8 protein-coding genes and 2 rRNA genes are annotated in these 14,656 nt (G+C 61.0%); 3 read left to right on the forward strand and 7 right to left on the reverse strand.

The features are described 5' to 3' along the window. Positions 1-2 precede the first annotated feature (2 nt). Positions 3-1,727 (forward strand): helicase HerA-like domain-containing protein, encoded by a 1,725-nt coding sequence (locus ARUE_RS19375; protein WP_014922985.1) that lies wholly within the window; start codon positions 3-5, stop codon positions 1,725-1,727. A 115-nt stretch (positions 1,728-1,842) separates the two neighbouring features. Further along, a complete protein-coding gene (locus ARUE_RS19380; RefSeq protein ID WP_014922986.1) occupies positions 1,843-2,871 on the forward strand; it encodes a hypothetical protein in 1,029 nt (342 codons plus the stop codon). 100 nt (positions 2,872-2,971) lie between these two features. Here ARUE_RS19380 and ARUE_RS19385 read toward each other — a convergent pair whose 3' ends face one another. The 5 genes from ARUE_RS19385 to ARUE_RS19405 form a co-directional block, all read right to left on the reverse strand. After that, a complete protein-coding gene (locus ARUE_RS19385) occupies positions 2,972-3,811 on the reverse strand; it encodes a type IV toxin-antitoxin system AbiEi family antitoxin domain-containing protein (RefSeq protein WP_014922987.1) in 840 nt (279 codons plus the stop codon). A 164-nt stretch (positions 3,812-3,975) separates the two neighbouring features. Beyond that, positions 3,976-5,949: an NHL domain-containing thioredoxin family protein gene (locus ARUE_RS19390; protein ID WP_011776353.1), complete on the reverse strand. Its 1,974-nt coding sequence runs from the start codon at positions 5,947-5,949 to the stop codon at positions 3,976-3,978. Further along, positions 5,949-8,204: a bifunctional copper resistance protein CopD/cytochrome c oxidase assembly protein gene (locus ARUE_RS19395; protein ID WP_011776354.1), complete on the reverse strand. Its 2,256-nt coding sequence runs from the start codon at positions 8,202-8,204 to the stop codon at positions 5,949-5,951. Before ARUE_RS19395 ends, ARUE_RS19390 begins: the two co-directional genes overlap by 1 nt. 130 nt (positions 8,205-8,334) lie before the next feature. Further along, the gene (locus tag ARUE_RS19400; protein WP_011776355.1) at positions 8,335-8,622 is read right to left on the reverse strand and encodes an HU family DNA-binding protein; all 288 of its coding nucleotides are present in this window, start codon (positions 8,620-8,622) and stop codon (positions 8,335-8,337) included. Between the two features lie 229 nt (positions 8,623-8,851). Beyond that, on the reverse strand, positions 8,852-9,415 hold the full coding sequence (locus tag ARUE_RS19405) for a GNAT family N-acetyltransferase (RefSeq protein ID WP_014922989.1): 564 nt from the start codon (positions 9,413-9,415) through the stop codon (positions 8,852-8,854). Positions 9,416-9,618: 203 nt separating this feature from the next. Here ARUE_RS19405 and ARUE_RS19410 point away from each other — a divergent pair, with 203 nt between their 5' ends. Further along, positions 9,619-10,590: a patatin-like phospholipase family protein gene (locus tag ARUE_RS19410; RefSeq protein ID WP_014922990.1), complete on the forward strand. Its 972-nt coding sequence runs from the start codon at positions 9,619-9,621 to the stop codon at positions 10,588-10,590. 112 nt (positions 10,591-10,702) lie between these two features. On the opposite strand, the gene rrf is transcribed toward ARUE_RS19410, so the two are convergent. Together rrf and ARUE_RS19420 are read right to left on the reverse strand one after the other, a co-directional pair. Continuing rightward, positions 10,703-10,819, reverse strand: a 5S ribosomal RNA gene (rrf, locus tag ARUE_RS19415). A gap of 147 nt (positions 10,820-10,966) precedes the next feature. Then, positions 10,967-14,109 (reverse strand): 23S ribosomal RNA (locus tag ARUE_RS19420). Positions 14,110-14,656: the final 547 nt, after the last annotated feature.

The following is a 14,656-nucleotide window of genomic DNA, read 5'->3' on the forward strand; positions in this document are numbered from 1 at the left end:
CTATGCGCATGGCCAACAAACCCACCGCTACAACTGCCGAAAAACTCGCCACCATCCAGCAGGGGTACACCCTGGAAGGTGCCACCATCGAGCTGGGCGCCGCGATTGTTGACGGCGAAATCCACAAAGAGGCCCAGGTCCGGCTCCCACTTGCCATGATGAACCGGCACGGGCTGGTGGCCGGCGCCACGGGCACTGGCAAGACGGTCACGCTGCACATGATCGCCGAGCAGCTTTCGACGGCGGGTGTCCCGGTTTTCCTCGCTGACATCAAGGGTGATCTGTCAGGATTGGCGACGCCGGCCACTGGCAGTGAGAAGCTGACGGCCCGTACGTCTGCGCTGGGCCAGCAGTGGGAGGCCAAGAACTTCCCGGTGGAGTTCCTCTCACTCGGTGGAGACGGCCACGGCATCCCCGTCCGCGCCACCATTACCTCGTTCGGGCCCATCCTGCTGTCCCGCATCATGGATCTCAACGACACCCAGGAATCCAGCCTCCAGTTGATCTTCCACTTCGCGGATAAGAACAACCTGGAACTGATCGACCTCAAGGACCTCCGCGCAGTCATCCAGTACCTCACCTCGGACGAAGGCAAGGCCGAACTCGCAAACCTTGGTGGTCTGTCCAAGGCCACAGCCGGTGTGATTCTGCGCGAACTGGTGGGTTTGGAAGCGCAAGGCATGGAGAAGTTCTTCGGCGAACCCGAGTTCGACACCGCTGAACTCCTCCGCACGGCACCGGACGGCCGCGGTGTCATCAGCTGCCTGGAACTTCCCACGCTGCAGACCAAGCCCCTGCTGTTCTCCACATTCCTCATGTGGCTGCTGGCCGACCTGTTCGAGGACCTGCCCGAAGCGGGCGACCTGGACAAGCCCAAGCTCGTCTTTTTCCTTGATGAGGCCCACCTGCTGTTCAACGGTGCGTCCAAGGCCTTCCTTGAAGCCATCACCACCACCGTCCGGCTCATCCGTTCCAAGGGCGTGGGCATCTTCTTCGTCACCCAGACCCCCAAGGATGTTCCCGCCGATGTCCTCGGCCAGCTGGCCAACCGCGTGCAGCACGCCCTTCGCGCCTTCACCCCTGAAGATGCCAAGGCCTTGAAGGCCACAGTGTCCACTTTCCCGGTCAGCGACTACGACCTCGAAGAAACCCTCACGTCCGCAGGCATCGGTGAGGCCGTGATCACCGTCATGAACGAGAAAGGCGCACCCACCCCCGTTGCGTTGACCCGGCTCCGTGCCCCGGAATCCGTGATGGGCCCAAGCGCCGATGACCTCATCCGGAGCACCGTTGCGGCGTCCTCCCTGCTGGTCAAATACGGCACCGCCGTGGACAACCTCTCTGCCTACGAGAAACTCAATGGGCAGGCGGCCGCTCCTACGGGCGACGCCGCGCCGGGATTGCCGCCTGTGCCGGCTTCTAGTTCCGGGGTTCCTTCCGGGGCTTCGCAAGCCGACATCGACGCCGAAGCCCGCCGTATCGAGGAAGAAATCCTGGGCCGGCCCAGCTCACGGTCCTCGTCGCCTGAGTCCTTCCCGGCACCTCCCGCGCCCGTTCCCGCACCGGCTCCGACCTCGCAGCAGGACGGTATGTTCGGTGACATCGCCGGCGCACTCGGTGGAGCGCTGGGCGGTGGGCTCAAGAGCATGGTCCGATCCATGGGAACACAACTTGGACGCGACCTCATGCGCGGGGTGTTCGGCACGTCCTCGCGGCGACGCCGCTAGTCCTTTCCAGCTGCCGGAACCACGACGTCGGGTGGCCGCAGCGCTTGCTGCCGTCCGGCGTCGGGCCTTCTCCAAACGGTGGATATAAGTCGCTCCGAGGCATTCCTGCACGGCGATGGCTGCCACGGCAGGTAACGTAAAGGGCGTGCAGTTGAGTCAAGCGTTCGTCAAGACCGCAGCCGGATGGCTGCTCGGTCTGATGCTTGCTGCCGCAGGAGCGATCGTTTGCATCAACCTGGTGAGCTCATCGGTGGCCAGCCCTCAACAGCCCGTCAAGGAGTATTTGGCGGCCCTGCAGAAGGGCGAAGGCGAAGAGGCTCTGGGCCTCCTGCGCGCCAAAATTCCCAGCTCCAACCCTGCCATGCTGGACGGTACGGCCCTGCAAACCGCAGTTTCCAAGATGTCCGACGTCAAGGTGGGAAACCCCGAGGCCCGGGGCAGCAACCGCATGGCCGTGCCGGTGGACTACAGTCTTGACGGCAGCCGGCTCCACACTGAATTCCTGATGGAGCGGACTGGGACACAGTGGCTTTTCTTCGCCAAATGGGCGTTTGTGCCCACCACGCTCCCCACCATAGAAGTCACTGTGGTCAACGCCAGCGAGGCCACACTCAACGGCGTCCCCGTGAACATGCCCAACGGCCGCAATAACTTTGCCGTGTTATTTCCTGGCAAGTACGAGGCCAGCTTGAACGGCACCTACTTCGAAGCCCCGGCAGCGTCGGCCCTGGTTTCAACCCGCGACGGCGGCCAAGCACCCCTGAACCTGCAGACACGGTCTACCGCCGCCATGAATGAAGCCGTGGCCGGCAAGGTCCGCGAATTCCTGGACAGCTGCGCGGCGCAAGCCACCGAGCAGCAGCGTCTACAACCCGATTGCCCGTTCTATCACGCCAGCAACGCCCGCGTGGTGGACGGAACCATCAAGTGGGAAATTACCGAGTATCCCAAGATCACCATCGAGCCGTTCGGTGGCAAATGGGTAGTGGCTCCCCTGGATGGCAAGGCCACACTGACTGCCCGGGAGATCGACCTTTTCACCGGGTTCGTCAACGACCTCAACGTGGAGCACGACTTCAGCTTCACCACCCAGCTGGACGTCAGCGGCGACACTGTGACGGTCACCCCGATGCTGACCTTCTAGCCTCTTTTTCGGGCGGCCCGGGTGTCGGATCTGGCCCAGTTTCCACCCCCTAGCCCCCCATTCAATGCCTGTGGTGGCAAGAGAGCCGCCCTAAAGTGGGCTAGTCCGACCACATGCGAGCCGGCCCTCGAAGAAGAACTTCACGCACATGCCGGAGCATTCGCTCTGGTGCATGCACAACGTCGTCATAGAAGAACCGCAGCACCAGCATCCCTTGCCTGATTGCTTCGTTGTCCCGCCGACGGTCCTTTTTGAACTGCCGCGGCTCCATGTGGGATGCGATACCGTCTATCTCGACTATGAGAAATCCTTCGAGGAGAAAGTCCACGGTTCCGACGCCCTCAATCCAGACCTGGGTCTCGGTGCGGATGCCCACATCACGGAACAGGACCCGTGCGAGGGTTTCTATTAATGAACCTGCGCCCCGATCCACCTTGGCCAACACATTCCGCGCCTGCCCGCCCCGATTCCCCACAAGATGGCGGCGCAAGTAATCAAGGGTGATGTCGCCGCGAATATAGGCACTTTCGACCATCACGAGCGATTCCAACGGAGGAAGGCAGAGAAGTGCGTGCAAAAGAACGTCCGGCAGTGCGACGAACGGCTCGCTCCGCCGAGGTTGGGACAGGGACGTGCGGTGGCTGATGCAACCGGCGGACCGTCGACCGTTGTTCTGCCAGTAGTGGGGCTCAGCGGGTTTGTGCAGCAGCCACAAGCCGTAACGGCCAGCCGCCGATGCGCATGTCAGCAGCGATCTCGCTCTGACAGCCGCAACAAACTCCGGAGCCGCGCCGGGGAGGCCCAGAACTCCCCGCTCCACGCGCTGGATACTTCCCGCCTGCAACGCGGCTCGAATCGCCTTTTCACTGACACCACGGCCTTGTACCTGCCGGGTCAGTGCCACGCCGCCCAGTTGTCGCAGGGCTTCCTCGGGTTTCATCCCTCCAGCGTGCCGTCTGACCAAGGGAGCCAGCAGCCGCAGGGTGGGCTATGTGGATAAGCTGTCGCTCCGGAGTAGCCCACTTTCGACGGTTCCCACGGCATAAGAATGGCCCGGGCAACCCCTTGAGGGGTCAGACCCGGGCCATTCTCGGTAGCTAACGTTTAGTCCATGCCGCGCAGGTCCAGGACCAGCTCGGACTCACCGTCGGCCTGCAGGATTACCGGAATGCCCCAGTCCTGCTGGTAGAGGTGGCACGCTGCGTGATCGGGGATTTCGCCGTCCTCAGTCTCAGGACCATCGCATGCGGCCGCGCGGGCGGTGATGTGGAGGATGCCCTCGGGAACATCGGCGGACAGCTCCAGGGTGCGCAGCAAGCCCACCGATGTCCCACCACCGGAGACCAGCAGTTCCGGCGGCGTGGAGGAAATCTTCAGCTGTGTGGGATCGCCCCAACGGTCGTCCAGCTTCTGGCCGGTCGGAGCCTTGAAGCGCACTGCCAGCTCAAGGGTTCCGGGGGTCACCGGGCTCTTGGGACGGTGTGTCTGCGCAGCTCCCTCATCCACCTGCTGGGCTTCCTTGGGAATGGGAACCAGGACCAGTTGGTGCTTGTTCGACTCCACCACGATAAGCAGCGGATCGCTGCCTTCTACCTGGACCACGACGACGTCACTCGGCTCAGCGAGGCCCCTGGCCAGGGTGGATACGGACTTGGTGGCAGGGTCGTAGCGGCGAACGGCACCGTTGTAGGTGTCAGCGATGGCCACGGAATTGTCCGGCAGAACCGTGACACCCAAGGGGTGCTGCAGGCGTGCTTCAGAAGCCTCGCCATCACGGAACCCGAAATCAAACAGGCCCTTGCCGATGGCAGTTTCCACGCTCACACCGGAATCGCTGATGACCAGGCGACGCAAGGACGACGTTTCCGAGTCAGCCACCCAGATGTTGTCTTCACCGTCGATGGCCAGCCCGGACGACTGTGCGAACCATGCCTCCTCCGCCTTGCCGTCCAGCAGGCCTTCAAGTCCGGAGCCCGCGAGGATGGAAACCTCGTTGGCCAGGGGGTCGAAGGCGAAAATCTGGTGGGTTCCCGCCATGGCGATGACGACGCGCTGCAGCTTTTCGCTCCAGACCACATCCCACGGCGAGGATAGTGAAACCTCGGTGCCGAGACCAAGCGCCCCCACATCGATCGCGTCGGCAGCGAAGTCAGCAGGGCCGCCGTCGTGGTGTTCAGACCAAGTGCCGGCGCCGGTGTCTGTCACCCGGGCGGGACCGGCGTCGAGCAGCCGCTGAACACCGTTGCCGGCGAGCGTCTGCACGTAGCCGGAACTCAGCGTGACGCCACGGAGGCGGTGGTTCACTGTGTCAGCCACAACGGCGTCGTAGCCCAGCTTCCACGCGAGCTCCGACGGCAGCAGCGTCACGCCCTGAGGCTCGTTGAACTGTGCAATCTCCGACTGTCCGTCCAGGTAGCCCTTGGTGCCGGAGCCGATGACGCGCTCCACGGTTTCAAGGTCCGGGCGGAGTTCCACCAAGCGGTGATGGCCGGAGTCCACAACCAGGTAGTTGCCGTTGGGAAGCTGGGTCGCCTTTCCGGGGAAGCGCAAAGTGCCCGACGTCGGCTCGGGGGCCACGTACGGCCCATTACCGCGGTGGAGGGTCCCCTTGGCTTCGTGCTCTGCCACGAGTTCCTCCAGGAGGACAGCGAGGCCGTCGGCGTGGCCCTCACCGGAGAGATGGGCCACGATGTAGCCCTCGGGATCAACGACCACCAGTGTGGGCCATGCGCGGGCGGTGTAGGCCTTCCACGTCGCGAGCTCGGGATCGTCCAGGACCGGGTGGTGAATTTCGTAGCGTTCCACGGCAGATGCCAGTGCAACAGGATCCGCTTCGTGTTCGAACTTGGGCGAATGCACGCCGACCGTCACCAGCACGTCCGAGTACTTTTCCTCAAGGGGGCGCAGCTCGTCCAGCACGTGCAGGCAGTTGATGCAGCAGAAGGTCCAGAAGTCGAGCAGCACGATCTTGCCGCGCAAGGACTCGAGGTCCAGGGATTTCCCGCCCGTGTTGAGCCAGCCGCGGCCCTCCAGTTCGGAGGCCCGGACCCGGTGTTGGGTACGTACGGTTTCGCTCATCAGCGTCCTTCCAGCTTGGTGTTCGGTTCAGTCTGCCCGGCAGAGTCTGTGGTGGGGCGTTCGGCGTTGCTGCGTTCCGCCTGCGCCGTGGTGGATCCCTGGGGCGTCCTGGATGCTTGGGTGGTGCGGTTTGCCATCTTTGCGTCGCGGTCAGCGAGCCGGGCAAACATATCGTTGTAAGCACTGAGATCGGCGTCGTTATTCCTGTCGGCTGCCCGATCTACCCGTCGGGTCTCCCGTTCGTCCGATCGGGACCACAAGACGGCGACGCCGATTGCCACCAGCAAAGTGGGGACTTCGCCGATGCCCCACGCCACTGCGCCGCCCAATTGTTGGTCTCCAATGGCCGACGGCCCCCAGGCCCGGCCCAGGTTTCCAAAGTAGTCAGCGGCCAACAGCCCGGTGCCACCCATGATGGCCACGCCGAAGAATGCATGGAAGCCCATGGTGGCCAGCAGTAGGAGCAGGCGCATCGGGTAAGGGGCTCGACGCGGGAGAGGATCGCTGCCAATCATGCTCAGCACAAAAATGTAGCCGGTCAGCAGGAAGTGCACGTTCATGAGCTCATGGCCAACATGCTCGCGCATCGCAAGGCTGAACAGGTCAGAGTAGTAGAACAGCACAATGGAGCCCGCGAAGTTGGCTGCAGCGAACAGCGGGTGCGTTACGATCTGCGAGAACTTGGAGTGCACAAACAGCAGCAGCCATTCGCGCAAACCCCGTGACCCGTGGATACCTTCGCCTCGGGCCGGGAGTGCCCGCAAGGCAAGGGTTACGGGGGCGCCCAGGACGAGGAAGATCGGCGCCACCATGGTGAGGGCCATGTGGTCCACCATGTGCGCAGAGAACAGGACACGGCCGTAGACAGCGGGCGGACCTGAGGTGATGTACGTGAGCACCACCAAGCCGATCAGCCAGTTGGCTGTCCGGAACCAGGACCACTTATCTCCACGCTTGCGGACCTTGATGATGCCCAGGATGTAGGTGACCGCGCCGAACAGTGCGATTCCCACCCACAGCCAGTCCAGGCGCCATTCCGTAAGCCAGCGCTCCGGAGTCAACTCTGGTGGAAGCTCGTATCCGGAGAGGATGAACGACGGCGAGGCATCGGGCGCGTAGGTGGTGGGCTGCGGCGGAGCCGAACGTCCCAGCGCAACGGCAAGTCCCGACGTCGCGCCCATCACCAGAAGCTCAACCAAAACAAGCTGCCACAGCACACGGCGGGCCGACATGGAGCCGTTCTTGCCCAGCTGCGGGATGACCCACTGGCGGTGCATGAAGCCGATGCCGCCCAGCACCAGGGTGGCCAGCGACTTGGCGATAATGAGCTGGCCATAGGCCGAGCCAAAAAGGTCGGCGGGGTTGGTGACGCGGATGGCAGCGTTGATGACACCCGAGGCGAACACCAGGACAAAGGCAAAGCCTGCCAGCGACGAGAAACGACGCAGGGTCTGCTCTGTGATGTCCGGTGTCCCCTTGTTCTTGGAACCCGTAAGAATCCCGGAGAGGACCGCGAGCATGATGATGCCGCCCACCCATGTGGAAACACCCACCAGGTGGAGGCCCAGAGAATTGATGGCCCCTTCGTGGTCGCTGGAGCTGGAGGAGTGTCCGATCAAGGCTGTAGGAACCAGTCCAATCAGGGCCAGCAGGAGTGTGAACGCCAGGCCCGTCAATGATCGGACGCCGAACAGCGCGGTGGTCACAACGGCGGCGATGATGGTGACCGCGAGCCAGGCCTTGCCGGTCTCAATGTCCGTCATGAAGTAGACCAGGGAGCGCGTGAACTCGGCATCTCCGGAGAGCCCCTGCCCCGCCACGTCTGCGTATGTCAGGACCAAGACCGCGACGGCGGACAGTGTCCATGCGGCGCCGGCTGCCGCCGCAACGGCCAATGCACGGGCGAAGGCCGGGTGTTCCGGCGCGTCAACGTCCTTCTCACGGGACCGGGAACCGCCAAGGTTTTTGGGCAGGATGCCCACAGCGAAGATCAGGCCACCAACCACCGTAGCCACGGACACATTGTGGATGGCCTTTGCTACGGGAAGGCCCCACCGGACCAACTCACCGGGATCAGAAACCTGCCGGGCGGCTGAGGCGCCGGAGAAGATAAGGGCCGCTGCGAGAGCCAGGAACAGCACCGCCAGTCCGGCCAGTTGCCACGGCAAGGAAATACCCGCGACCGAAGCGCCTCCCCGCGCTCCCGGCTTGGGAACAGGCGAAGGGGCAGTAGCGGAACTTCTTACTGATGGCACTTATCCATTGTCCGCTACCTGCCGCCGGGCTGCGAATCGGAAGAGCGCTATGTGCATTAACTAACAGCCTTAACAGCAAAAGGGACGGCAACCAGCAGGTTGCCGTCCCTTCAAGGCGTTCGCCGAAGAGTTACTTCTTCTTGGCGACAGCAGCCTTCAGCTTGGAGCCAGCGGTCAGCTTGACGCTGTGGCCGGCTGCGATCTGGATGGTTTCGCCGGTCTGCGGGTTGCGGCCGGTGCGAGCTGCACGGTCGGTGCGCTCAACTGCGAGCCAGCCCGGGATGGTGATCTTTTCGCCGGCGGCGACAGAAGTCTCGAAAACTTCGAACAGTGCATCGAGCACGGAGTTGACTGCTGCCTGGCTGGTGCCAGCCTTGCCTGCTACCTCTGCAACGAGTTCACTACGGTTCTTAGCCATTTACGTCCTCCTGGACTCATACGTTTTTGAGCTTTCAAGCGGAATGCGAGCAAGCCACTGTTCGAAAACTTACCAGCTTGGACTGCCATGGCCAGCAAATTCCGCGTGTTTCCGCGCCTTTTTGACCAAAATCACCGGAATTTCGGGGTTTTTAGGAGTGCTTTACGCCCTTGGCGTACCCTACGGCGATGGCAGCTGGCACAGCTGGCACTCCGTAGGTCCTTCCCGGTTAGAACAGAATGCGTTGGAACAGGACATGATCCTGCCATTCCCCGGCGATCCGAAGGTAGGACGGCGCCATCCCTATCCGCTCGAAACCGCAACGCTTCAGGACCGCTTGCGAGGCCGTGTTGTGCGCCAGCGTCGCGGCCTGGATCCGGTGCAGGCCGAGCTCATTGGTGCCCATATCTACCACAGCGGCCACCGCGCCCGACGCTACGCCCTTGCCCGTCCACGCCTCATCCACCCAGTAACCGAGGTTGGCATTCAGGAAGGGCCCGCGGACAATACCGGAGAGGGTGATCATCCCTATGATGCCCTTCGCTGTCGTCAACACCCAGGGCACCTCATTGCCCTGTTCGTAGAGGTTCAGCTTCGCTCGGATCACCGCTTCTTGGCCCGCGGTGGTGAAAAACTCATCGGCCCGGACCGGTTCCCACGGTGCCAGGTGCTCACGGTTCCGCCGGTAGGCAGCGGCCAGGGCGGCCGCATCTGACTGCTCCAGAGGGCGCAGAAAAAGCTGACCAGCCTCTTTACCAGCTGAGTGGTGCTCCAGGCTTTGCGTGAGAATCATCCCCAGACTCTACCTGCCGCCTCCTTTGCGATTGCGCTCCAGTGGGGCGACTGATAGCTTTCCTGTGATCGTGATTTTCCGTCAGGAGGTGAGTCCCATGTACGCAGTATCCACAGTGGGCGCTCCCCTGCAGTCCACGATCTCGCGACTGAGCTAGTCGCCACCGGGAGCGCCAGTCAGGCAATTCGCGAAAGGCGGCTCCCATGAACACAACATCTTCTTCTCCTCTGCAGCAGCCTCAACTGACAGTTGATGCTTCTTACCGGGTGCCTGTCGGCGAGCGGGCGCTAATCCTCGGTGGCGGCGGGTCAACAGGCAATGCCTGGTTGATCGGCGTCGTCGCCGGCCTGTTCGACGCCGGGTTGGACGTGACCGCTGCAGACCTTACCGTCGGCACATCGGCCGGTTCGACGGCGGCGGCCCAGTTTGCCGGGGCAAATCCCACCGCGCTCTTTAACGACATCATTGCTGCTGCCCCGCAGAACGCGGTTTTTGCTTCAGGCCGGGCCACACCTGCCAGGTCAGGGGCAGGGCAAAACAACGGAGCCCGACCCGTGACAGACCACATGGAACGTACGGGCCAAATCCTGGAGGCCTCAGCGGATATGGCTGATATGCGCCGCAGAATGGGCGCAGCAGCAATGGACATGGCCGAGGCAATGGATGGCTCCAGTGCTCGCTGGCGAGCAACCGTTTCAGCCCGGCTACCCCATCAAGAGTGGCCTGAACGACTGGTGCTCCTCACTGTGGTTGACGCCAAAACCGGCGAACCGGTGGTGTTCGACCACCACAGTGGAGTGGACTTGGTTGACGCTGTGGCCGCCAGCTGCGCCAGTGGCTTCGCTTACGCCATAGGCAGCAAGCACTATATCGACGGCGGCTACCGATCCAACGCCGAGAATGCCGACTTGGCTGCCGGGTACAGGCGCGTGCTGGTGCTGTCGCCATTTGGGGGCAGGACACGGACGCCGTTGGAGTGGAACATGCACCTCGCGGCACAGGTGGGCCAACTGCGCAGTAGCGGCAGCCGGGTTGAGACCATCTTCCCCGACACCGAGGCGGAGCACCTGTTCGGCATCAATGCCATGGACCTGACCTTGCGGCCGGCGGCGGCCCGGGCCGGTTTCGATCAGGGCAGGGCCTTGGCCGGTTCCCTAAGCGAGTTCTGGCGCTGACCCTACCCGAGTCGGGACGCGACTGACGGTTGCTTTCAGCCGTCAGTGGCGTCTGCTCCTGTTAAATGCGGGGAGCCCCGACCGTGGTGGTCGGGGCTTCCCGTGAATGGTTGTCCGGCGGTGTCCTACTCTCCCACACCCTCCCGGGTGCAGTACCATCGGCGCTGTGGGTCTTAGCTTCCGGGTTCGGAATGGGACCGGGCGTTTCCCCCACGCTATGACCGCCGTAACTCTGTTACCCGAACCCCGGTGCCAGGTTGTCCTGGGTGGGGGTGGGAAATCTTTGGGTTACAACTGTGGTGTTGTGTATTTAGTTGTTGGTTCCTGGAACGGTTGTTGTTCGGGAACCACATAGTGGACGCGTGCAGTGTGTTGTGTGGTGTAAGTTGTTGGCCTATTAGTACCGGTCAGCTTCACGAGTCTTTAGTCCTCGCTTCCACATCCGGCCTATCAACCCAGTGGTCTGGCTGGGGGCCTCTCACACATAATGTGTATGGAAATCTCATCTTGAAGCGAGCTTCCCGCTTAGATGCTTTCAGCGGTTATCCCATCCGAACGTAGCTAATCAGCGATGCACTTGGCAGTACAACTGACACACCAGAGGTTCGTCCGTCCCGGTCCTCTCGTACTAAGGACAGCCCTTCTCAAATTTCCTGCGCGCGCAGCGGATAGGGACCGAACTGTCTCACGACGTTCTAAACCCAGCTCGCGTACCGCTTTAATGGGCGAACAGCCCAACCCTTGGGACCTACTCCAGCCCCAGGATGCGACGAGCCGACATCGAGGTGCCAAACCATGCCGTCGATATGGACTCTTGGGCAAGATCAGCCTGTTATCCCCGAGGTACCTTTTATCCGTTGAGCGACGGCCATTCCACAATGTACCGCCGGATCACTAGTCCCGACTTTCGTCCCTGCTTGAGATGTCTCTCTCACAGTCAAGCTCCCTTGTGCACTTACACTCGACACCTGATTGCCAACCAGGCTGAGGGAACCTTTGGGCGCCTCCGTTACTTTTTAGGAGGCAACCGCCCCAGTTAAACTACCCATCAGGCACTGTCCCTGACCCGGATCACGGGCCGAAGTTAGATGTCCAAAGTGACCAGAGTGGTATTTCAACGATGACTCCACCCGAACTGGCGTCCGGGTTTCAACGTCTCCCACCTATCCTACACAAGCCACTCCGAACACCAATACCAAACTATAGTAAAGGTCTCGGGGTCTTTCCGTCCTGCTGCGCGTAACGAGCATCTTTACTCGTACTGCAATTTCGCCGAGTTTATGGTTGAGACAGCGGGGAAGTCGTTACTCCATTCGTGCAGGTCGGAACTTACCCGACAAGGAATTTCGCTACCTTAGGATGGTTATAGTTACCACCGCCGTTTACTGGGGCTTAAATTCTCAGCTTCGCCCGTAAGGGCTAACCGGTCCTCTTAACCTTCCAGCACCGGGCAGGAGTCAGTCCGTATACATCGTCTTGCGACTTCGCACGGACCTGTGTTTTTAGTAAACAGTCGCTTCCCCCTGGTCTCTGCGGCCCACACCCGCTCACGGAGAGCAAGTCTCCATCACGGGGCAGGCCCCCCTTCTCCCGAAGTTACGGGGGCATTTTGCCGAGTTCCTTAACCATAATTCTCTCGATCGCCTTGGTATTCTCTACCTGATCACCTGTGTCGGTTTGGGGTACGGGCGGCTAAAACCTCGCGTCGATGCTTTTCTTGGCAGCATAGGATCACCGGATCCCCCCGAACGGGGGTCCCATCAGATCTCAGGATCGTGCTCGAAGCACACAGGAACGGATTTGCCTATCCCTGACCCTACATCCTTAGACCGGGGCAACCATCGCCCGGCCCGGCTACCTTCCTGCGTCACACCTGTTAATACGCTTACCTCCCGGGATCAGGTCCCGCGCTCGGCCAAAACCCACAACACCACAAGGGTGAGCGGGCAGGCTCCGGGCGGTTAGTATCCCCCGCTTGGCATGGGCGGTTTTTCGCCGGTACGGGAATATCAACCCGTTGTCCATCGACTACGCCTGTCGGCCTCGCCTTAGGTCCCGACTTACCCAGGGCAGATTAGCTTGACCCTGGAACCCTTGATCATTCGGCGGACGGGTTTCTCACCCGTCTTTCGCTACTCATGCCTGCATTCTCACTCGTGTAGGCTCCACCGCTGGTTTCCACCGCGACTTCACTGCCCACACGACGCTCCCCTACCACTCCACACCCCTGAACCACGAAGGCTAGGGCATTATGTGAAATCCACAACTTCGGCGGTGTACTTGAGCCCCGCTACATTGTCGGCGCGGAATCACTTGACCAGTGAGCTATTACGCACTCTTTCAAGGATGGCTGCTTCTAAGCCAACCTCCTGGTTGTCTTCGCAACTCCACATCCTTTCCCACTTAGCACACGCTTAGGGGCCTTAGTTGGTGGTCTGGGCTGTTTCCCTCTCGACTATGAAGCTTATCCCCCACAGTCTCACTGCTGCGCTCTGACTTACCGGCATTCGGAGTTTGGCTGACGTCAGTAACCTTGTAGGGCCCATCGGCCATCCAGTAGCTCTACCTCCGGCAAGAAACACGCAACGCTGCACCTAAATGCATTTCGGGGAGAACCAGCTATCACGGAGTTTGATTGGCCTTTCACCCCTACCCACAGCTCATCCCCTCCATTTTCAACTGAAGTGGGTTCGGTCCTCCACGACGTCTTACCGTCGCTTCAACCTGGCCATGGGTAGATCACTCCGCTTCGGGTCTAGATCACGCCACTACACTCGCCCTATTCAGACTCGCTTTCGCTACGGCTACCCCACACGGGTTAACCTCGCGACGTAACACTAACTCGCAGGCTCATTCTTCAAAAGGCACGCCGTCACCAGAATCAGACTGGCTCCGACGGATTGTAAGCACACGGTTTCAGGTACTGTTTCACTCCCCTCCCGGGGTACTTTTCACCTTTCCCTCACGGTACTGGTCCGCTATCGGTCATTAGGAAGTATTTAGGCTTATCAGGTGGTCCTGACAGATTCGCACGGGATTTCTCGGGCCCCGTGCTACTTGGGATACTCCCCAGGCCGTGCACAACATTACGGTTACGGGGCTCACACCCTCTCTGGCCGGCCTTTCAAGACCGTTCACCTATGCCTGCACCTCACCTCACTGGTCCGGCAGAACCAGAACGGAAAGTCCCACAACCCCGCCCATGCAACGCCCGCCGGCTATCACACATGGAAACGGTTTAGCCTGATCCGCGTTCGCTCGCCACTACTAACGGAATCACTATTGTTTTCTCTTCCTGCGGGTACTGAGATGTTTCACTTCCCCGCGTTCCCCCCACGCACCCTATGTGTTCAGATGCGGGTCACACAATCACCTTGCAGCGTTGTGCGGGGTTTCCCCATTCGGACATCCTGGGATCAACGCTCGGTTATCAACTCCCCCAGGCTTATCGCAGATTCCTACGTCCTTCTTCGGCTCCTAATGCCAAGGCATCCACCGTGTGCCCTTAAAAACTTGACCACACACAGACCGGACTCTCATCCGATCATGCATCATCTATTCGAGAGAACCATGACCACAAGGGCCAGGTTCATTCATAAGAAATTGCTGTAAGAACACACACACCAACCCCAAAAAAGGGATCAGCCACGTGTGTGTTCTAGATGCTCGCGTCCACTATGTAGTTCTCAAACAACAACCCCGTCAACCAGACCACCACCCACCACAACCCACACCACAGCGGGGTCGTGCACGATGAACAGTGCTACCGGAAGCAGGAACAAAAGAAACACCAGAAGATGCCCCCATGCATTGCTGCAAAAAGGTCCTGTTGCCTCAGGACCCAACAGTGCGCCAAACACAACCCCACACACCCGCACCCCGGCAGCGTTCCAAACAACACCACACCCACAAGGGGCACAGGTTGCCGTACTGGCACCAGGACACAACCGGTGAAGGCCATGCCAAACAAGTTTGATTCGTTGATATTCCACCCATGAGCACCCACCGCAGAACAGACGCCTGCGCAATGGGCAACACTGACAACCACCACCACACCCATGCAGGC

The organism is Arthrobacter sp. Rue61a (assembly GCF_000294695.2).
GTDB lineage: Bacteria > Actinomycetota > Actinomycetes > Actinomycetales > Micrococcaceae > Arthrobacter > Arthrobacter aurescens_A.

Coding starts and splice junctions, on each gene's coding strand:
- ARUE_RS19405 (WP_014922989.1), bottom strand. CDS start 9,415: ATGATTCTCACGCAAAGCCTGGAGCACCACTCAGCTGGTAAAGAGGCT.
- ARUE_RS19380 (WP_014922986.1), top strand. CDS start 1,843: ATGGCTGCCACGGCAGGTAACGTAAAGGGCGTGCAGTTGAGTCAAGCG.
- ARUE_RS19385 (WP_014922987.1), bottom strand. CDS start 3,811: ATGAAACCCGAGGAAGCCCTGCGACAACTGGGCGGCGTGGCACTGACC.
- ARUE_RS19400 (WP_011776355.1), bottom strand. CDS start 8,622: ATGGCTAAGAACCGTAGTGAACTCGTTGCAGAGGTAGCAGGCAAGGCT.
- ARUE_RS19410 (WP_014922990.1), top strand. CDS start 9,619: ATGAACACAACATCTTCTTCTCCTCTGCAGCAGCCTCAACTGACAGTT.
- ARUE_RS19375 (WP_014922985.1), top strand. CDS start 3: ATGCGCATGGCCAACAAACCCACCGCTACAACTGCCGAAAAACTCGCC.
- ARUE_RS19390 (WP_011776353.1), bottom strand. CDS start 5,949: ATGAGCGAAACCGTACGTACCCAACACCGGGTCCGGGCCTCCGAACTG.